Below are 18,208 nucleotides of genomic sequence, written 5' to 3'. Positions count from 1 at the left end.
TTGCCCGCGAAGAACGATGACGCGGTCTTACTGCCCGCTGCGCATCATCTCTTTCGGTACATATTTGCCAATCTCGAACTTGCCGATCGCCGCGCGGTGCACTTCGTCCGGGCCGTCGGCCAGGCGCAGGGTGCGTTGCATGGCATACATGTAGGCCAGCGGGAAATCATTGGAAACCCCTGCCCCGCCATGGATCTGGATCGCCCGGTCGATCACCCGCAATGCCACGTTCGGCGCGACGACTTTGATCTGCGCGATTTCGCTCTTCGCCACCTTGTTGCCGACGGTGTCCATCATGTACGCCGCTTTCAACGTCAGCAGGCGCGCCATGTCGATCTCCATCCGCGAGTCGGCGATTTTGTCGATGTTGCCGCCCAGACGCGCCAGGGGTTTGCCGAACGCAGTGCGGTTGACCGCACGTTTGCACATCAGCTCCAACGCACGCTCGGCCATGCCGATCGAACGCATGCAGTGGTGAATCCGGCCCGGGCCGAGGCGACCCTGAGCAATTTCAAAGCCGCGTCCTTCACCCAACAGGACATTTTCGTACGGCACCCGGACGTTTTCGAACAGCACTTCGGCGTGGCCATGAGGCGCGTCGTCATAACCGAACACCGGCAGCGGACGCACAATCTTCACGCCCGGGGCATCCACCGGCACCAGAATCATCGAGTGCTGCGCATGGCGCGGTGCATCCGGGTTGCTCAGGCCCATGAAGATCAGGATCTTGCAGCGCGGATCACAGGCACCCGAAGTCCACCATTTCTTGCCGTTGATCACCCATTCGTCGCCATCACGCACCGCGCGGGCGGCCATGTTGGTGGCGTCGGACGAAGCCACGTCCGGTTCGGTCATGGCGAACGCCGAGCGGATCTCGCCGCGCAACAACGGTTCGAGCCAGCGTTGCTTCTGTTCTTCGTTGGCGTAACGCACCAGCACTTCCATGTTGCCGGTGTCTGGCGCGGAGCAGTTGAACGGCTCAGGGCCCAGCAGCGAGCGGCCCATGATTTCCGCCAGTGGCGCATATTCGAGGTTGGTCAGGCCGGCGCCGAGTTCGGATTCAGGCAGAAACAAATTCCACAGGCCTTCAGCCTTGGCCTTGAGTTTGAGTTCTTCCATGATCGCTGTTGGCTGCCAGCGATCGCCCTCGGCGACCTGGCGCTCAAACACCGCTTCAGCGGGATAAACGTAGGTGTCCATGAACGCAGTCACGCGCTCACGCAGTTCTTGCACTTTGGGCGAATAAGCGAAATCCATGGGCAGCTACCTTCTTACTTAAGGGAGGTTGTTCAGGGCATGCAATCGATGCTAGAACAGCGTTGATAATTTACCTAGCCTATTCTCGGCGTGTATTAACATTCATCACCGATATATGATCGACTGATCGAGCCCCCTTCCTATAACAAGAGCAGAGAGCGCAGCGCAATGAATCTGAGCAAGGTCGACCTCAACCTTTTCATCGTCTTCGACGCGATCTACACCGAAGCCAACCTGACTCGCGCCGGGCAGATAGTCGGCATTACTCAACCGGCAGTCTCGAACGCTCTGGCGCGTCTGCGCGAGACCTTCAACGACCCACTCTTCGTGCGCACCGCCCAGGGCATGGTGCCCACGCCGATGGCGCAAAACATCATCGGCCCCGTGCGCAATGCCCTCTCCTTGCTGCGGGTGTCGGTGCAGGAAAGCCGCATCTTCAACCCGTTGCAGGCGGTCAAGACCTACCGCATCAGCATGACCGACCTCACTGAAGCGGTGATTCTGCCGCCGCTGTTCCAGCGCCTGCGACGCCTGGCGCCGACGGTGATCATCGAAAGTTTCCTGTCCAAACGTCGCGAGACCACCAAGGAATTGGCAGCCGGTCGTCTCGATTTCGCGGTGGATGCGCCGCTCAACACTGACCCGCAGGTGCGTCACGTCAAGCTAATGGAGGACCGTTACGTGTGCGCCATGCGTAAGGGCCATCCACTGGCAGGCAAAGACAAATTCACCCTCGACGATTATCTGTCCCTGACCCACATCCATATTTCCAGCCGCCGCAGCGGTTTGGGCTATGTCGATTTGGCCTTGGGCAAAATGGGTATCCAGCGCAAAATCGCCCTGCGCTCCCAGCATTACCTGATGGCGTCCCAGGTGTTGCAGCAGACTGACATGGTCATGACCGTGCCGGAACGCTTCGCCCGTCGCCATGATTTGTACGCGGTTAACCTGCCGGTCAACGACGTACCGCCAGTGGAAACTCACCTTTACTGGCACGAAAGCACTGACCAGGACCCGGCCAACCGCTGGATGCGCGAGCAGATGATCGAGCTGTGCCAGCAAGTTACGGCGCATGAGAAGAAGCTGGATAAGGTGTAGGACATTAATCCGCGTCATCGTTCTTCGCGGGCAAGTCGGATCGCCGCACCGCTCGGTGTCGGTCATTTAATCGTGGCTTGACGCGAACCTTGTAGGAGCGAGGCTTGCCCGCGAAGAGGCCAGTGATACCCATGAAGACCCATGCCCCTTGACGTAAACGTCAACCTGCCATTAGCTTAGCGCCATGACCTTTTTCGAGCGCTTCCATGAGCAGCCAGACCTATAGCATTTCCGACCTCGCCCGCGAGCTCGACATCACCACACGGGCCATTCGCTTCTATGAGGAGCAAGGTCTGCTCAGCCCCGAGCGTCGCGGCCAGGAACGCATTTATTCGCCCCGTGACAAGGTCAGTCTGAAACTGATCCTGCGGGGTAAGCGCATTGGTTTTTCCCTGGCCGAATGCCGCGAGCTGATCGAGCTCTATGACCCCTCCAGTGGTAACACCAAACAACTGCACAGCATGCTGGCGAAAATCGCCGAACGTCGGGAACAACTCGAACAGCAACTGCTGGACATCGAACAGATGAAACTGGAACTCGACACGGCTGAAGAGCGCTGTACTCAGGCGCTGGAACAGACGATCAAGAGCCAGCAGCTCGTGTAGGAGCTGAGCTTGCTCGCGAAAGCGGTATGTCCTTCAACATTGATGTCGACTGACCTGACGCTTTCGCGAGCAAGCTCAGCTCCTACAGGGTTCTGTAAACATTCATACAATTTCAACAGGTCGATTCCCATGTCCCTACCTACCCACGTACGCCTGGTCGAAGTCGGCCCCCGCGACGGTCTGCAAAACGAAGCCCAACCCATCAGCGTCGCGGACAAGGTGCAGCTGGTCGACGCACTGACCGCCGCGGGCCTGGGCTACATAGAAGTCGGTAGTTTCGTCTCGCCCAAATGGGTGCCGCAAATGGCCGGTTCCGCCGAGGTTTTCGCGCAAATCAAGCGCAAACCGGGCGTGACCTATGGCGCCCTCGCCCCCAACCTGCGGGGCTTTGAAGACGCCATCGCCGCCGGGGTCAAGGAAGTCGCCGTATTCGCCGCAGCGTCCGAAGCGTTTTCCCAGCGCAACATCAATTGCTCGATCAGCGAGAGCCTGGAGCGCTTCGTGCCGATCATGGATGCCGCCAAACAACACGGCGTCAGCGTGCGCGGTTACGTGTCCTGTGTGTTGGGCTGCCCTTATGAAGGTGACATTGCACCGGAACAAGTTGCCCGGGTTGCTCGCGAGCTCTATGCCATGGGCTGCTACGAAGTCTCCCTGGGAGACACCATCGGCACCGGCACCGCTGGCGCGACCCGCAAGATGTTCGAAGTGGTCTCGGCCGATGTGCCACGTGAAAAACTGGCTGGGCACTTTCACGATACCTATGGCCAGGCCATGGCCAACATCTACGCCAGCCTGCTGGAAGGCATTGCGGTGTTCGACAGCTCCATCGCCGGCCTTGGCGGCTGCCCGTATGCCAAAGGCGCCAGCGGTAATGTCGCGACCGAAGACGTGGTTTACCTGCTCAACGGCCTGGGCATCGAGACGGGCATCGACCTGGATGCCTTGATTCGGGCCGGCCAACAGATTTGTACAGTGCTGGGGCGCCCTACCGGTTCGCGCGTGGCCAAGGCCCGCAGCGCACAGTGACAGTGTGGATGTGTCCGGGTGTTACCGCGTGTTCTGAAATGTGGGCGGAAACGAGTAACACGGAAACAAATTGTCAGGTTTGGATCGGATGAAAATTCTTATGAAAAACTCAAAGCATTGATTTTAAAGGGTTTTTAAAAGTTGGCACGGCTTCTGCTATCTCTATGGCATAACAAGAATAAAAACTGCAAACCAATAAAAATAAGACGTAACGACTCTGACATAACAAGAACAACACGGCAGAGACGCAGCTAACAGATTTTTTTGGAGAAGATGTGCTTTTCAGGGTGCTTTTCGAAGTAACCCGCAACCGGGCAGAGAACAATAAAACTACCTTCAGGTAGCTCCCGAACTGGTTGGATCGCTTGGCGAAAAAGTAGATCAGCGCTCAAAAAAATACGTTTGCTCTTGATCCCGGATGGGGATCGACAAAAACAGCGGTAAAGGGCCACGGTTGCCAAAAACAACAACAGACCGCCCCTCAATAATAAAAAAAGAGCACGTGCGATAAAATTAAAGGGGAGCTTAGGCTCCCCTTTGTGCTTTCTCGTGTTTGTGTTATCCACCGTCCCTTGTAGGAGCTGGCCTGCCAGCGAAGGCGGTGGGGCATTCAACACCCATGTCGACTGACCTGCCGCCTTCGCTGGCAAGCCAGCTCCTACGGCATCGCTTTGAGCTCCTCGATGCTGATCTCACGCATCCGAAACTTCTGAATCTTGCCGGTCACCGTCATTGGAAACTCCTCGACGAACTTGAAGTAACGCGGCGTCTTGAAGTGTGCGATGCGCTCCTTGCACCAGGCTTGCAGTTCCTGCTCGGTGGCGCTGTGGCCGGGGTGGAATTTGATCCAGGCGACGATCTCCTCCCCGTAGCGGGAGCAAGGAATGCCGATCACCTGCACGTCGGCTACCGCCGGGTGGGTGAAGAAGAACTCTTCCAGCTCCCTTGGGTAAACATTCTCACCGCCGCGGATGATCATGTCCTTGTTGCGCCCGGCGATACACACATAGCCTTCGTCGTTCATGCTCGCCAGATCGCCGGTGTGCATCCAGCCCGCCTCATCGATAGCCTCAGCGGTGCCTTGCGGGTTATTCCAGTAGCCGAGCATCACGCTGTAGCCCCGAGTACACAGCTCGCCGATGGTGCCGCGTGGCACCAGGTTGCCCGCCTCGTCGATGATTTTGCTTTCCAGTTGCGGCTGGGTGCGGCCAACGGTGGTGACACGCAATTCCAGCTCGTCTGAGGGGCCGGTCTGCAAAGACACAGGGCTGGTTTCCGTCATGCCGTAGGCAATCTGCACTTCACTCATGTGCATTTCATTGATAACCCGGCGCATCACCTCGATCGGACAGGTCGCCCCGGCCATGATCCCGGTGCGCAGGCTCGACAAATCAAACTCGGCGCGCTTGGGCTGATCGAGCATGGCGATGAACATGGTCGGCACGCCGTAAAGCGCGGTGGCTTTTTCTTCGGCGACGGTGCTCAGCGTCAGCAATGGATCGAAGGCGTCGTTGGGGTAAATCATGGTGCTGGCGTGGGTGACGCAGCCAAGATTGCCCATGACCATGCCGAAGCAGTGATACAGCGGCACTGGAATCACCAGCCGATCATTGGCCGTCAGCCCGAGGCTTTCGCCGACCATGTAACCGTTGTTGAGAATGTTGTAATGACTGAGGGTCGCGCCCTTGGGGAAACCGGTGGTGCCGGAGGTGTACTGGATGTTCACCGCTTGATCGAAATGCAGGCTGTCCTGGCGTTCGCGCAATTGCTCGACCGACACGCTGGCCGCCAGATCGGTCAGCTGCGACCATGGCAGAAAACCCGATGGCGGTTGCGCAGCCAGGCTGATCACCCCACGCAGTTCCGGCAGGCGTTCGCTCTGCAACTGGCCGATGGATTGCTCCGCCAGTTCCGGTACCAGCCCTTGCAACATGCTGTGATAGTCGGAAGTCTTGAAGGCGCCAGCACAGACCAGCCACTGGCAACCGGACTGCTTCAATACGTATTCGAGTTCGGAACTGCGGTAAGCCGGATTGATGTTGACCAGGATCACGCCGATTTTCGCGCTGGCGAATTGGCTGATGCACCACTGGGCACAATTCGGCGCCCAGATGCCGAGCCGGTCACCGGCCTGCAAGCCCAACGCCAAAAATGCTCTGGCATGTAAGTCGACGGCCTCTGACAGCTGCTGCCAGGTGTAACGCAGCTGTTGATGGCGCACGACCAGCGCCTCCCCGTTCGGGTAGTGCGCGACCGTGTTATCGAAAGCCTGACCGATGGTCATCGCCAGCAAGGCTTTGTCCTGGGAACCACGGGTATAGCTGCGCTGCGGGCTTGCACTGGGTTGATCCATGACGACCCCTATTGTCTTTATTGTAGGAGCGAGGCTTGCCCGCGATAGGAGCGCTGCGGTCTAGCTATAGGACCGCGTCATCGTTCATCGCGAGCAAGCTCAGCTCCTACAGAATCACCTAAGTTGACGTTAACGTAAAGGGTGATTGACAGCCATTCGTCACAGGCTTACGTTAACGTAAAGGTGAGAATCGAATCACTGCCCTCACCACCCTACAAAAAAGCCAAAAGGTGCCCCATGAGCTACCCCTCCCTGAACTTTGCCCTCGGTGAAACCATCGACATGCTGCGCGATCAGGTTCAGTCCTTCGTCGCCAAAGAGATCGCCCCGCGCGCCGCTCAGATCGACATCGACAACCTGTTCCCCGCCGACCTGTGGCGCAAATTCGGCGACATGGGCCTGCTCGGCATTACCGTGCCGGAAGAGTACGGCGGCGCTGGCCTGGGTTACCTGGCGCACGTCGTCGCCATGGAAGAAATCAGCCGCGGTTCGGCCTCGGTCGCTTTGTCTTACGGCGCCCACTCCAACCTCTGCGTCAACCAGATCAACCGCAACGGCACTCACGAACAGAAAAGTAAATACCTGCCGAAACTGATCAGCGGCGAGCACATCGGCGCCTTGGCCATGAGCGAACCGAATGCCGGTTCCGACGTGGTGTCGATGAAACTGCGCGCCGACAAACGCGGCGATCACTACGTGCTCAACGGCAGCAAAACCTGGATCACCAACGGCCCCGACGCCAACACCTATGTGATCTACGCCAAGACCGACCTGGAAAAAGGCCCGCACGGCATCACTGCGTTCATCGTCGAGCGTGACTCCAAAGGCTTCAGCCGCAGCAACAAGTTCGACAAGCTCGGCATGCGCGGTTCCAACACCTGCGAGCTGTTCTTCGATGACGTTGAAGTGCCGGAAGAAAACATCCTCGGCGTGCTCAATGGCGGCGTGAAAGTGCTGATGAGCGGCCTCGACTACGAGCGCGTTGTACTCTCGGGCGGTCCGACCGGGATCATGCAGGCCTGCATGGACCTGATCGTTCCGTACATCCACGACCGCAAACAGTTCGGCCAGAGCATCGGCGAATTCCAGCTGATCCAGGGCAAAGTCGCCGATATGTACACCCAACTCAACGCCAGCCGCGCCTACCTTTATGCAGTGGCCCTGGCCTGCGAGCGCGGCGAAACCGCCCGCAAGGACGCCGCCGGAGTCATCCTCTACAGCGCCGAATGCGCGACCCGAATGGCCCTCGACGCGATCCAGATTCTCGGTGGCAACGGCTACATTAACGAATTCCCGGCCGGTCGTTTGCTGCGTGACGCCAAGCTGTATGAAATCGGCGCCGGCACCAGTGAGATCCGTCGCATGCTGATCGGTCGCGAACTGTTCAACGAAACCCGCTAAACGGAGCTGCACATGGCTATTCTGCATACCCAGCTCAATCCCCGTTCGGCGGAGTTCGCGGCCAACAGCGCGGCGATGCTCAAACAGGTCGACGCCCTGCACACCCTGCTCGCGCAAGTGCAGCAAGGTGGCGGCCCGAAGGCTCAAGAACGCCACACATCGCGAGGCAAACTGCTGCCCCGTGAACGGATCAATCGCTTGCTCGATCCGGGCTCGCCGTTTCTCGAGATCAGCCAACTGGCGGCCTACGCGGTGTATGGCGAAGATGTTCCCGCCGCTGGCGTGATTGCCGGAATCGGTCGGGTGGAAGGCGTCGAATGCATGATCGTCGCCAACGATGCCACCGTGAAAGGTGGCTCGTACTACCCGCTGACCGTGAAAAAACACCTGCGCGCGCAGACCATCGCCCAGCAAAATCGCCTGCCCTGCATTTATCTGGTGGACTCCGGCGGCGCCAACTTGCCGCGTCAGGATGAAGTGTTTCCGGACCGCGAACACTTCGGGCGGATCTTCTTCAACCAGGCCAACATGAGTGCCATGGGCATTCCGCAAATTGCGGTGGTCATGGGCTCGTGCACCGCCGGTGGCGCTTACGTACCGGCGATGGCCGATGAAGCCATCATGGTCCGTCAGCAGGCAACGATTTTCCTCGCCGGCCCACCGCTGGTGAAAGCCGCGACAGGTGAAGTGGTCAGCGCCGAAGACCTCGGCGGGGCCGATGTGCACTGCAAGATTTCCGGGGTCGCCGACCATTATGCCGAGAGCGACGAACACGCCCTCGCCTTGGCCCGACGCAGCATCGCCAACCTCAACTGGCGCAAGCTCGGCGAACTCCAGCAACGTACGCCGATCGCGCCGCTGTACAGCAGCGATGAGTTGTACGGCGTGGTGTCGGCGGACGCCAAGCAACCGTTCGATGTGCGCGAAGTGATCGCGCGACTGGTCGACGGCTCGGTGTTCGATGAATTCAAGGCCTTGTTCGGCACTACGCTGGTGTGCGGATTTGCCCATCTGCATGGTTATCCGATCGCGATCCTCGCCAACAACGGCATCCTGTTCGCCGAAGCCGCGCAGAAAGGCGCGCACTTCATCGAACTGGCCTGCCAGCGCGGCATCCCATTGCTGTTCCTGCAAAACATCACCGGTTTCATGGTCGGCCAGAAATACGAAGCCGGCGGCATCGCCAAGCACGGCGCGAAACTGGTGACCGCCGTGGCTTGCGCCAAGGTACCGAAATTCACCGTGATCATCGGCGGCAGCTTCGGTGCCGGTAACTATGGCATGTGCGGTCGGGCCTACGATCCACGCTTCCTGTGGATGTGGCCGAACGCGCGGATCGGCGTGATGGGTGCCGAACAGGCAGCAGGGGTATTGGTGCAGGTCAAGCGTGAGCAAGCGGAGCGCAGTGGCCATGGTTTCAGCGCCGAGCAGGAAGCCGAGATCAAGCAACCGATCCTCGATCAGTACGAAGAACAGGGGCATCCCTATTATTCCAGCGCCCGACTATGGGACGACGGCGTCATCGACCCGGCGCAGACCCGCGACGTGCTGGCGCTGGCCTTGTCGGCGTCGCTGAACGCGCCAATCGAACCGAGCCGCTTCGGCGTGTTCCGGATGTGATCTGGAGAAAACCATGAGCGACTTCAACACCCTCGAACTGCTGAGCGATCCAAGGGGTTTTGCAACCTTGTGGCTCAGCCGTGAAGAAAAGAACAACGCCTTCAACGCCGAAATGATCCGCGAACTGATCCTCGCCCTGGACAAAGTATCGAGCGATCCCAGCCTGCGCTTTCTGTTGATCCGCGGTCGCGGTAAGCATTTCAGCGCCGGTGCCGATCTGGCGTGGATGCAGCAATCGGCCGAACTCGATTACCACACCAACCTCGATGACGCGCGGGAACTGGCGGAGTTGATGTACAACCTCGCCAAACTGAAAATCCCGACCGTGGCGGTGGTGCAAGGCGCGGCCTATGGCGGCGCTTTGGGCCTGATCAGTTGCTGCGACATGGCCATCGGCGCCGATGACGCACAGTTCTGCCTGTCGGAAGTGCGCATCGGCCTCGCGCCAGCGGTCATCAGTCCGTTCGTGGTGCAAGCCATCGGCGAGCGCGCGGCGAGGCGCTATGCCTTGACCGCCGAACGTTTTGGCGGGCAACGGGCTCGGGAAATCGGCCTGTTGTCGGAGAGCTACCCGATGGCTGAACTGGAGCAGAATGTCGATCAGTGGATCGACAACCTGCTGCTCAACAGCCCGGCGGCCATGCGCGCCAGCAAGGATTTGCTGCGTGAAGTCGGCCACGGCGCGCTGACCCCGGCGTTGCGGCGCTACACCGAGAATGCCATCGCCCGGATCCGCGTCAGTCCCGAAGGCCAGGAAGGCCTGCGCGCCTTCCTGCAAAAACGCCCGCCGAACTGGCAAGCCGAAACCACCCTCAAGGAGCCGCGTTGATGAGCGCACCTGTTCTCACCACCCTGCTGGTGGCCAACCGCGGCGAAATCGCCTGCCGGGTGATGCGCACCGCCAAAACGCTGGGTCTGACCACCGTGGCCGTGCACAGCGCCATCGACCGTGACGCCCGGCACAGTCGCGAAGCCGATATCCGCATCGACCTGGGCGGCAGCAAAGCCGCCGACAGTTACCTGCAAATCGACAAACTGATCGCCGCGGCGAAAGCCAGCGGCGCTCAGGCGATTCATCCCGGTTATGGTTTTCTCTCGGAAAACGCCGGGTTCGCCCGCGCGATCGAAGCGGCCGGCCTGATCTTCCTCGGCCCGCCCGCCTCGGCCATTGACGCCATGGGCAGCAAGTCCGCGGCCAAAGCCTTGATGGAAACCGCCGGCGTGCCGCTGGTGCCGGGCTATCACGGCGAAGCCCAGGACCTCGACACCTTCCGCGACGCCTGCGAACGCATCGGTTATCCGGTGTTGCTCAAAGCCACGGCGGGCGGCGGCGGAAAAGGCATGAAAGTGGTCGAGGAAGTCAGCCAACTGGCCGAAGCCCTGGCCTCGGCTCAGCGTGAAGCGCAGTCGTCGTTCGGCGACTCGCGGATGTTGGTGGAAAAGTACCTGCTCAAGCCGCGTCACGTGGAAATCCAGGTATTCGCCGACCAGCATGGCAACTGTCTGTACCTCAATGAGCGTGATTGCTCGATTCAGCGTCGGCATCAGAAAGTCGTCGAAGAAGCACCCGCTCCAGGGCTGAGCCCGGAACTGCGTCGGGCCATGGGCGAAGCCGCCGTACGCTCGGCACAGGCCATCGGTTACGTCGGCGCCGGCACCGTGGAGTTTTTGCTGGATGCGCGCGGTGAGTTCTTCTTCATGGAGATGAACACGCGCTTGCAAGTTGAACACCCGGTCACCGAAGCCATCACCGGCCTCGATCTGGTGGCCTGGCAGATTCGCGTGGCTCGCGGTGAAGCGTTGCCGATGACTCAAGATCAGGTGCCGCTGATCGGCCATGCGATTGAAGTTCGGCTGTATGCCGAAGACCCGGGCCATGATTTTTTGCCGGCCACCGGGCGTCTGGCGTTGTATCGCGAATCCGCCGAAGGACCGGGCCGTCGCGTGGACAGTGGCGTCGAAGAAGGCGACGAGATTTCGCCGTTCTACGACCCGATGCTCGGCAAGCTGATTGCCTGGGGCGAAGACCGTGAACAGGCGCGGCTGCGACTGCTGAGCATGCTTGACGAGTTTGCCATTGGCGGACTGAAAACCAACATCAACTTCCTGCGCCGGATCATCGGTCACCCGGCGTTTGCCGCGGCTGAACTGGATACCGGGTTCATTCCGCGTTATCAGGAACAACTGTTGCCAGCACCTTCAGACCTCAGCGATGAATTCTGGCAAGCGGCCGCGCAGGCATTTGCCCAGAGCCAGCCGGGCACAACCCGCGCTGATGACCCGAGTTCGCCTTGGGGTATCGGCAACGGATTTCGTGCGGGGCTGCCGACAGAAATCACTCTGCATTTGAGTTGCGAAGGGCAAGACCAGGCACTGACCCTGGGCAATATCGACGCTCATACCGCACAGCTCAAGGGCGAATACCTGCTGACCGAACACAACGGCTTGCGCCGCCAGCACCGGGCAATCCGCCGTGGCGATACGCTGTACCTGCAATGGGACGGCGAGCTGCGCCGCATCGAGGCGTATGACCCGATCAGTGCCGTCGAAGCCAGTCACAGCCATCAGGGCGGGCTCACCGCGCCCATGAACGGCAGCATCGTGCGAGTGCTGGTGGAGGCCGGGCAAACGGTCGACGCCGGGGCGCAATTGGTGGTGCTGGAAGCGATGAAAATGGAGCACAGCATTCGCGCGCCTCACGCCGGGATTATCAAGGCGTTGTATTGCCAGGAAGGCGAGATGGTCAGCGAAGGCAGTGCGTTGGTGGAGTTGGAACAAGCGTGAAATGAAGATCGGTCCTACGCGTTGCGAGGACCGATCTGATTAGAATTTGGCAGTCGCCTGAACCACCACGCCGATGATTCGGCATTCTTCGGTAAAAAGGGCTTTCGGATAGGTCGGATTGAGCGGGACCAGATAACGCTGCCCGCCCTCTTCGATCAGTTTGCGAAAAACCGCCTCGGCGCTGCCGGGCCATTGGGCGATCACCAGTTTGCCAGGCTCCGGCACGATGGCCGGGTCCACCAGAATCAACATGTCCGCGGCAATGCTCACACCCGTGGGTGCGGTCATCGCATCGCCGACCACCACCAGCCAGAACGCTGCGCCCTGTGCATGGTAATCGGACAGTTCGAAGCGCGGTTTGCTGACAGCCGATGAAGCGACGTAGGTCAATAACTCCCCGTCGCGCACCTCCCCGGTTTCCCGCCAGTCACTGACCGGGTAGCGAAAGTACGGGTTGTACTTTTGCGCCAGAGAGATCTCTTCATCCTGTGAGATCTGCGGTTCCCTGATCACCATCGCAACTTCCAGATAGTCCATCCCCAGCGCCTGCAAGACACGGTTCATGTCTTGGATGCCGGGTTGACGACGTTTATTCAGCCAATGGCCGACGCCGCCCTGGGACATTCCGATGCGCTCGGCGAGTATTTCTTGAGTGACTTTGAGTTCACTCATTTTGGCCTTGACCAATTCAATCCATTTATCCATGTGCGGCACGATACGTGGGGTACTCCGACCAACAAAACACAAATTGTAGTATTTAAATTAAAGACACAAATACAGTACGTACTAAGCTGAGCTCACGGATTTGAATCTAATCACGGAGCTTGCCATCGTCATGACCATCCCCAGCAATACCCTGCCCGACATGCAATTCGATACCACCCTCAACTCGCCAAAAGGCTCTGCTGCCGCGCAGCGGGCGCTGGACTATTACTTGAAACCAGCTGTGTCAGAACAGACCAGCGAAGAACGTTTCTTCGATGTGAACCGTAACATCAGCAGCGAAGAGGCACTGGTCCATGCTTCGGATCTGTTGCGATGTGCCGCCGCCACCGCGCATGAATCAGCCAACCAGCTGCAGGGCGCAAGTCGGGATCTGGCATTTTCGACGGTGCACATGATCGACATGGCCAAGGCGATGGTCGACCGGTCCCTGGAGGGCAATCAGAACGATTGACGAGGAAGCGTTTTGGAGAAAGACAGGAAAATTTTCCCAATCGCGCAGATAAAAACATTTGACTTGCAAATGATAATGATTACTATTGCATCGACTGGTCGCGAGATCAGTCGATGGACCAAGAGGCCTTAGGTCGGTCTCCTGGACTATCTCCTCATCAGGCTAATCACGGTTTTTGACCCGGCTTTTTGCCGGGTCTTTTTTTTGCCAGTTATTCTGGCTTTGGCTTCAGGCTAATGAAGTCTGTGGGTGCTGCAAATTCGATTGGCGCGGATGATATCAAAAGAATATCTGTTGGCAAGAGAGGCCCGGTAGCATTGGGCCAAACTAACGCAAAATAGCACTTGAGAATCACTTGTACAGTCTCTAAGCTGCATCGGCGTCAAGGAGGACGCCCCCCTTTTCAACCCCGCAATTTTCCCCCCGGTTTATCTCTCCCTTGCGTGTAAAGTAGCAGCCATAAAAATCATATTCAGGAACTGATTATGGCCGTGGCTAAATCTTCTTTCGACATCAGCGCAAACTTCGACAGCGGCAACATCGAAGTGCTGGACATCAGCAATCCTCTGCAAGCGCTACTGGCGATCAAGCCAGACACCCGCAGCCAGCACTTCCAATGGTTCCATTTCAAAGCCAGTGGTTTGCACGTCGGTCAAGAACATTGGTTTCGTCTGAACAACGCCAGTAAATCCTCATACAACAAAGCCTGGGATGGCTATCAGGCGGTGGCGTCCTATGACCACGTCAACTGGTTCCGGGTGCCGACCATTTTCGAAGGCGACTGCCTGCGTTTCAGCCTCGAAGCCACGGCCACTCATGCCTGGTTCGCCTATTTCGAGCCCTATAGCCGTGGCCGCCATGACTGGCTGATCGAACAGGCACTGACCAAAGCCGGCACCGAACTGCTGGCCACCGGCAAGAGCGTTGAAGGTCGCGACATCCAGTTGTTGCGTAAAGGTTCAGGTGCCGAAGGTCAGCGCAAGGTTTGGATCATCGCCCAGCAACACCCCGGCGAACACATGGCCGAATGGTTCATGGAAGGAGTGATCGAGCGCCTGGAAAAACACGATGACCCCGTGCTGAAAAAACTCCTGGCCAGTGCCGACCTGTATCTGGTGCCGAACATGAACCCGGATGGCGCCTTCCACGGCCATTTGCGCACCAACGCCATGGGCCAGGACCTGAACCGCGCCTGGCAGAACGCCAGTCAGGAAATCAGCCCGGAAGTGCTCTTCGTTCAGCAGCAGATGGAAAAGTATGGCGTCGACCTGTTCCTCGACATCCATGGCGATGAAGAAATCCCCTACGTGTTCACCGCCGGTTGCGAAGGCAATCCGGGCTATACGCCACGGATCGAAAAGCTCGAAGAGCATTTCCGTAGTCATCTGAAACATCAAACCAGGGATTTCCAGACCAAACACGGCTACACCCGCGACTTGCCCGGCAAAGCCAACATGACCCTGGCCTGCAACAGCGTTGGTCAGAAGTTCGACTGCCTGTCACTGACCCTGGAAATGCCTTTCAAGGATAATAACGACGCACCGAACCCGCTGACCGGCTGGTCCGGCAAGCGCTCGAAGCAGTTGGGGAAGGATGTGTTGACGACCATCGCCGACATAGTCGATACCCTGCGCTGATTGCCCTTAAGATCAAAAGATCGCAGGTTTCGCCAACGCCTACCGAAGGCTGCGATCTTTTGACGCTTCACTCGACAGCAATCCGGCATGTTGGGCTGGCTCACAGCCCAACGGGGCGATGCGGCGTTCCGACAAGCCCCCTCGTCACATTTTTCAGCAACCCTGACTCACCCGCGATCCTTACCCCGCAACATACTGTCCAGCACATCATCACGACGCACCCAACCGTGAAACAACGCCGCCGCCAAATGCAGCAGCACAGTCAGAAACAGCAAATACGCCAGATACCCATGCGCCTTGCGCAGGAACGCAAACACCTGCGCATTCGCCGGCAGGATCGACGGCAACTGCAGTGAACTACTGAGCATTACCGGATCGCCGGCCGCGGAAATCATCGCCCAGCCCAGCAGCGGCAAAATCAGCATCAAGGCGTACAACAAGATATGCGAAGCCTTGGCCGCGAACGCTTGCCAACCCGGCAGGTCCGCCGGCAGCGGTGGTTGCCGGGTCGAAAAACGCACGGCCAGGCGCACGATTACCAGTAACAGAATCGCAACGCCCAAAGGTTTATGCAGATGGATCAGCCACTGATGGCGCTCGGACACCGAGGCAGCCATGCCCGCGCCGATAAACAGCATCGAGATGATCATCAGCGCCATCAGCCAGTGCAGCAGCCGCGCCAACGGCGCGAAATGGTTCGGTTGAGCGCTCATTGACGAGACTCCTGTTTATTCGCAGAGGGCAACTGGCTGACTTCGCTGGTGCGGCGCAGGTAGGAACGGGCGTAACCCGCAGAACGAGCGGCAAGCAATGGGTCGTCGGAGCCTTCGATACCGCTAGGCAATACCAGTGGGTCGTAGTTGATGTCACGGCACTCGCCGTTGAGTTGCGGCTGGGTGCTTTCGAGTACCAGCGTGCCGGCGTTCAGCACTTTTCGGCCGTCGGGCCAGGCCTTGCTCGCGTCGTTGACCGGATCTTCAGGGTTCGCCAAGGTGAAGTTCAATTGCCAACGCAGCGGCCCGGCGGACAAGCGCTGTACCAGATCCTTCTCAAGGAAATCACCGCCCTCGGGGGCTGTTGCACCCGCCGCGTCCTGAGCGACCGGCGCCATGCTCCAACGCACCGCCTGCCGTTGCCCGGCGGCGTTCACCAGGTAAAACGCGTTGACGCTGTTATAGGTTTGCGTCGCGTAACTGGCCGAGGGTTTGGCGGTTTTGATCCAGGCCAGAAATGGTGCGGCTTCTGGATGAGAACTGAAGAATGCCGGAACAGCCGCCGGGTTCGGTTTGCCGGTAGCCGGATCCGGTGACTGCGCTTGTTGCAACTGATAGAACGCCTCCGGTGTGCCTACCGGAAACACCGGCATGCTGTTCATCCCTGTGCGCCACTGCTGACCGTTGGCTTGGGTGAAACGCAACGCCAGGCTGCGAATCGGCACACTATTGTCTGGCGCATAAGGATTGCCGGCCGGCAGCGCGAAACGCCCGACCACCGGAGTCCGCGCTTCGCTGAACACTTGGGCACTGGAATACTCGCGCATCTGGCCACTGCTCTCGAAATGCCCGATCACGCATACGCCTTTGGCGTGGTTACGACGAAACCCCGAGTGCACGCCGTTGTTTTTCTCTAGCACATTGATCAGCGCTTTCGGCGTCAGGCGCTGTGGGTCGAGTGTGCCGTTGACGTAGGCAAAAGCCCCGGCCAGCGCGGCGACCACCACGGCAATGCCGGTCAGGCGCAACGTCAGGCTCGCGGCACTCAGCGGTGGCCGGCCAGGCCCCGTTGGCGGTGATGAGCGATCTACCATGAATGACTCCAGGGCCATCGGCCACAAGTGAGAAGAATCAGGCAGACGAACCGCGCCAGGGTTTATTCCATCGCCCGGTGTTTATTTTTCCAAGCGTGGAATAACCTCGAATGCCGACCGTCTACCTAGTCCACAGCGTAGTGACTAGTCAGAACTTCATGAACGATATCGACGAAAAACTCAGGGAAGTCATTCCAAGGCTGCGCCGCTTCGCCGCATCGCTGACGCGCAACCCCAGCAGCGCAGATGATCTGGTGCAGGCCTGTCTTGAACGAGCGCTATCGAGTTGGGGCGGCAAATGCCCCGAGGGTGACTTGCGTGCCTGGCTGTTTTCGATTCTTTATCGGCAGTTTCTAGACGCCCATCGGCGCTCCCGGCGTTATGCGCGGATGCTCGAATTTTTTACCGGACGTGACGATGCGCAGCCTTCCGTGGAACGTACGGTGATCGCCCAATCGACCCTGCAAGCCTTCGACCAACTGACCACCGAACAGCGCGCGCTGCTGCTCTGGGTGTCGGTGGAAGGCTTGAGTTATAAGGAGGTCGCCGGGATTCTCGACGTCCCCATTGGCACCGTGATGTCGCGCCTGTCCCGCGCACGCCAGGCCTTGCGCCAGCTCAGCGACGGCGAAATCACCCGCCCTTCCCTGCGGAGACTCAAATGATCAGCATGCCTCCCAGCGAGCATGACCTGCACGCCTATGTCGATCACCAACTCAACGATGCCGACCGACATCGGGTGGAGACTTATCTGGCCGATAACGCCGAAGTGGCCACGCAAGTACGCGCCTGGCAGCACGATGCCCAACAATTGCGCGCGGCCCTGAGCGGCGCCTTGCGGCAACCGGCCAACCCGGAACTCGAACCGGCAATGATTCGCCAGCGAGTCAAACGCCAATCGCGCCGTCATCTGGCCAGCGCCGCGGTGTTGCTGATCGCGGTTAGCGTTGGCGGTTTGAGCGGTTGGCAGGCACGGGAAATGACCCTGGTCCGCGCCCCACTGCCGATGACCGATGCGATGCAGGCCTACCGGCTGATTGCCCAGCAAGGCATCCTGCCGGCGGATTACAAAGTCAGCGATGACGGCGATATGCAGAGTTGGCTCGACCGCTATTTCAGCCAGGCCCATCGTCTGCCGAACCTGACCGCGTCCGGATACACACCCATCAGCGGGCGACTGCTCAGCACCGAACAAGGGCCGGCGGCGATGGTGGTGTACGAGGATCAGAGCGGCCATAAAGTCAGCTTCTACGTCCGTCCACCCGGGCCGAAAAATACTCTTTTGCCTCGAGGTAGTCGCAGTGATGGTGAACTGCAGGCCGAGTACTGGTCGGGGGCCGGATACAACTACGCAATGGTCAGCCCGAGTGATACACCGGCGGCGCAGATGCTCAAGCAGACGCTGCAGTTCTGATCACCACCGCCAATCCCATAGGGGTC

Annotated in this window: 16 protein-coding genes; 11 read left to right on the top strand and 5 right to left on the bottom strand. The window is 59.1% G+C overall.

Annotation, left to right across the window (positions count from 1 at the left end; all coding sequences use genetic code 11):
- Positions 1–27 precede the first annotated feature (27 nt).
- On the bottom strand, positions 28–1,257 hold the full coding sequence (locus tag CKW20_RS12330) for an acyl-CoA dehydrogenase (protein WP_095053146.1): 1,230 nt from the start codon (positions 1,255–1,257) through the stop codon (positions 28–30).
- A 168-nt stretch (positions 1,258–1,425) separates the two neighbouring features.
- Here CKW20_RS12330 and CKW20_RS12325 point away from each other — a divergent pair, with 168 nt between their 5' ends.
- From CKW20_RS12325 to CKW20_RS12315, 3 genes are all read left to right on the top strand, one after another.
- The gene (locus CKW20_RS12325; RefSeq protein WP_095053145.1) at positions 1,426–2,355 is read left to right on the top strand and encodes a LysR family transcriptional regulator; all 930 of its coding nucleotides are present in this window, start codon (positions 1,426–1,428) and stop codon (positions 2,353–2,355) included.
- Between the two features lie 206 nt (positions 2,356–2,561).
- On the top strand, positions 2,562–2,960 hold the full coding sequence (locus tag CKW20_RS12320) for a MerR family DNA-binding transcriptional regulator (RefSeq protein WP_007904077.1): 399 nt from the start codon (positions 2,562–2,564) through the stop codon (positions 2,958–2,960).
- Between the two features lie 129 nt (positions 2,961–3,089).
- Positions 3,090–3,989 (top strand): hydroxymethylglutaryl-CoA lyase, encoded by a 900-nt coding sequence (locus CKW20_RS12315; protein ID WP_095053144.1) that lies wholly within the window; start codon positions 3,090–3,092, stop codon positions 3,987–3,989.
- Positions 3,990–4,647: 658 nt separating this feature from the next.
- On the opposite strand, the gene CKW20_RS12310 is transcribed toward CKW20_RS12315, so the two are convergent.
- A complete protein-coding gene (locus tag CKW20_RS12310; protein WP_095053143.1) occupies positions 4,648–6,342 on the bottom strand; it encodes an AMP-binding protein in 1,695 nt (564 codons plus the stop codon).
- 237 nt (positions 6,343–6,579) lie between these two features.
- Here CKW20_RS12310 and CKW20_RS12305 point away from each other — a divergent pair, with 237 nt between their 5' ends.
- The 4 genes from CKW20_RS12305 to CKW20_RS12290 are packed head-to-tail and all read left to right on the top strand — an operon-like array spanning position 6,580 to position 12,147.
- Complete coding sequence (locus CKW20_RS12305) at positions 6,580–7,743, top strand: isovaleryl-CoA dehydrogenase (RefSeq protein ID WP_095053142.1); 1,164 nt, start codon at positions 6,580–6,582, stop codon at positions 7,741–7,743.
- A gap of 12 nt (positions 7,744–7,755) precedes the next feature.
- Entirely contained in the window at positions 7,756–9,363 is a 1,608-nt protein-coding gene (locus CKW20_RS12300; RefSeq protein ID WP_095053141.1) for a carboxyl transferase domain-containing protein, read from the top strand.
- A 13-nt stretch (positions 9,364–9,376) separates the two neighbouring features.
- A complete protein-coding gene (locus tag CKW20_RS12295; RefSeq protein WP_095053140.1) occupies positions 9,377–10,192 on the top strand; it encodes a gamma-carboxygeranoyl-CoA hydratase in 816 nt (271 codons plus the stop codon).
- Positions 10,192–12,147 (top strand): acetyl/propionyl/methylcrotonyl-CoA carboxylase subunit alpha, encoded by a 1,956-nt coding sequence (locus tag CKW20_RS12290; protein ID WP_095053139.1) that lies wholly within the window; start codon positions 10,192–10,194, stop codon positions 12,145–12,147. Before CKW20_RS12295 ends, CKW20_RS12290 begins: the two co-directional genes overlap by 1 nt.
- A 39-nt stretch (positions 12,148–12,186) precedes the next feature.
- Here CKW20_RS12290 and CKW20_RS12285 read toward each other — a convergent pair whose 3' ends face one another.
- A complete protein-coding gene (locus tag CKW20_RS12285; RefSeq protein ID WP_095053138.1) occupies positions 12,187–12,852 on the bottom strand; it encodes a LexA family transcriptional regulator in 666 nt (221 codons plus the stop codon).
- Positions 12,853–12,982: 130 nt separating this feature from the next.
- Between CKW20_RS12285 and CKW20_RS12280 the strand changes: the two genes are divergently transcribed.
- Both CKW20_RS12280 and CKW20_RS12275 read left to right on the top strand, forming a co-directional pair.
- A complete protein-coding gene (locus tag CKW20_RS12280; RefSeq protein ID WP_095053137.1) occupies positions 12,983–13,324 on the top strand; it encodes a DUF6124 family protein in 342 nt (113 codons plus the stop codon).
- Positions 13,325–13,809: 485 nt separating this feature from the next.
- Entirely contained in the window at positions 13,810–14,961 is a 1,152-nt protein-coding gene (locus tag CKW20_RS12275; RefSeq protein WP_095053136.1) for a M14-type cytosolic carboxypeptidase, read from the top strand.
- A 167-nt stretch (positions 14,962–15,128) separates the two neighbouring features.
- Here the strand turns inward: CKW20_RS12275 and CKW20_RS12270 are convergent, their stop codons facing one another.
- The gene (locus CKW20_RS12270; protein ID WP_095053135.1) at positions 15,129–15,674 is read right to left on the bottom strand and encodes a cytochrome b; all 546 of its coding nucleotides are present in this window, start codon (positions 15,672–15,674) and stop codon (positions 15,129–15,131) included.
- Positions 15,671–16,768 carry a catalase family peroxidase gene (locus CKW20_RS12265; RefSeq protein ID WP_095053134.1) on the bottom strand — a complete coding sequence of 366 codons (1,098 nt, stop codon included), beginning with the start codon at positions 16,766–16,768 and terminating at the stop codon, positions 15,671–15,673. Before CKW20_RS12265 ends, CKW20_RS12270 begins: the two co-directional genes overlap by 4 nt.
- A gap of 158 nt (positions 16,769–16,926) precedes the next feature.
- On the opposite strand from CKW20_RS12265, the gene CKW20_RS12260 reads away from it, so the two are divergent.
- Positions 16,927–17,433 carry an RNA polymerase sigma factor gene (locus tag CKW20_RS12260; RefSeq protein WP_095053319.1) on the top strand — a complete coding sequence of 169 codons (507 nt, stop codon included), beginning with the start codon at positions 16,927–16,929 and terminating at the stop codon, positions 17,431–17,433.
- Positions 17,430–18,182 (top strand): anti-sigma factor, encoded by a 753-nt coding sequence (locus CKW20_RS12255; protein ID WP_095053133.1) that lies wholly within the window; start codon positions 17,430–17,432, stop codon positions 18,180–18,182. Before CKW20_RS12260 ends, CKW20_RS12255 begins: the two co-directional genes overlap by 4 nt.
- Positions 18,183–18,208 lie beyond the last annotated feature (26 nt).

Source organism: Pseudomonas sp. Irchel s3b2, from assembly GCF_900187445.1.
Taxonomy (GTDB): Bacteria; Pseudomonadota; Gammaproteobacteria; order Pseudomonadales; family Pseudomonadaceae; genus Aquipseudomonas.
Note: the sequence above shows the minus strand (reverse complement) of the source record. Positions and strands in the feature narration are given on the sequence as shown.

What these genes read in the sequence shown, in the direction of transcription:
- CKW20_RS12330 (WP_095053146.1), bottom strand. Translation starts at nt 1,257, where the DNA reads ATGGATTTCGCTTATTCGCCCAAAGTGCAAGAACTGCGTGAGCGCGTG.
- CKW20_RS12325 (WP_095053145.1), top strand. Translation starts at nt 1,426, where the DNA reads ATGAATCTGAGCAAGGTCGACCTCAACCTTTTCATCGTCTTCGACGCG.
- CKW20_RS12320 (WP_007904077.1), top strand. Translation starts at nt 2,562, where the DNA reads ATGAGCAGCCAGACCTATAGCATTTCCGACCTCGCCCGCGAGCTCGAC.
- CKW20_RS12315 (WP_095053144.1), top strand. Translation starts at nt 3,090, where the DNA reads ATGTCCCTACCTACCCACGTACGCCTGGTCGAAGTCGGCCCCCGCGAC.
- CKW20_RS12310 (WP_095053143.1), bottom strand. Translation starts at nt 6,342, where the DNA reads ATGGATCAACCCAGTGCAAGCCCGCAGCGCAGCTATACCCGTGGTTCC.
- CKW20_RS12305 (WP_095053142.1), top strand. Translation starts at nt 6,580, where the DNA reads ATGAGCTACCCCTCCCTGAACTTTGCCCTCGGTGAAACCATCGACATG.
- CKW20_RS12300 (WP_095053141.1), top strand. Translation starts at nt 7,756, where the DNA reads ATGGCTATTCTGCATACCCAGCTCAATCCCCGTTCGGCGGAGTTCGCG.
- CKW20_RS12295 (WP_095053140.1), top strand. Translation starts at nt 9,377, where the DNA reads ATGAGCGACTTCAACACCCTCGAACTGCTGAGCGATCCAAGGGGTTTT.
- CKW20_RS12290 (WP_095053139.1), top strand. Translation starts at nt 10,192, where the DNA reads ATGAGCGCACCTGTTCTCACCACCCTGCTGGTGGCCAACCGCGGCGAA.
- CKW20_RS12285 (WP_095053138.1), bottom strand. Translation starts at nt 12,852, where the DNA reads ATGGATAAATGGATTGAATTGGTCAAGGCCAAAATGAGTGAACTCAAA.
- CKW20_RS12280 (WP_095053137.1), top strand. Translation starts at nt 12,983, where the DNA reads ATGACCATCCCCAGCAATACCCTGCCCGACATGCAATTCGATACCACC.
- CKW20_RS12275 (WP_095053136.1), top strand. Translation starts at nt 13,810, where the DNA reads ATGGCCGTGGCTAAATCTTCTTTCGACATCAGCGCAAACTTCGACAGC.
- CKW20_RS12270 (WP_095053135.1), bottom strand. Translation starts at nt 15,674, where the DNA reads ATGAGCGCTCAACCGAACCATTTCGCGCCGTTGGCGCGGCTGCTGCAC.
- CKW20_RS12265 (WP_095053134.1), bottom strand. Translation starts at nt 16,768, where the DNA reads ATGGTAGATCGCTCATCACCGCCAACGGGGCCTGGCCGGCCACCGCTG.
- CKW20_RS12260 (WP_095053319.1), top strand. Translation starts at nt 16,927, where the DNA reads ATGAACGATATCGACGAAAAACTCAGGGAAGTCATTCCAAGGCTGCGC.
- CKW20_RS12255 (WP_095053133.1), top strand. Translation starts at nt 17,430, where the DNA reads ATGATCAGCATGCCTCCCAGCGAGCATGACCTGCACGCCTATGTCGAT.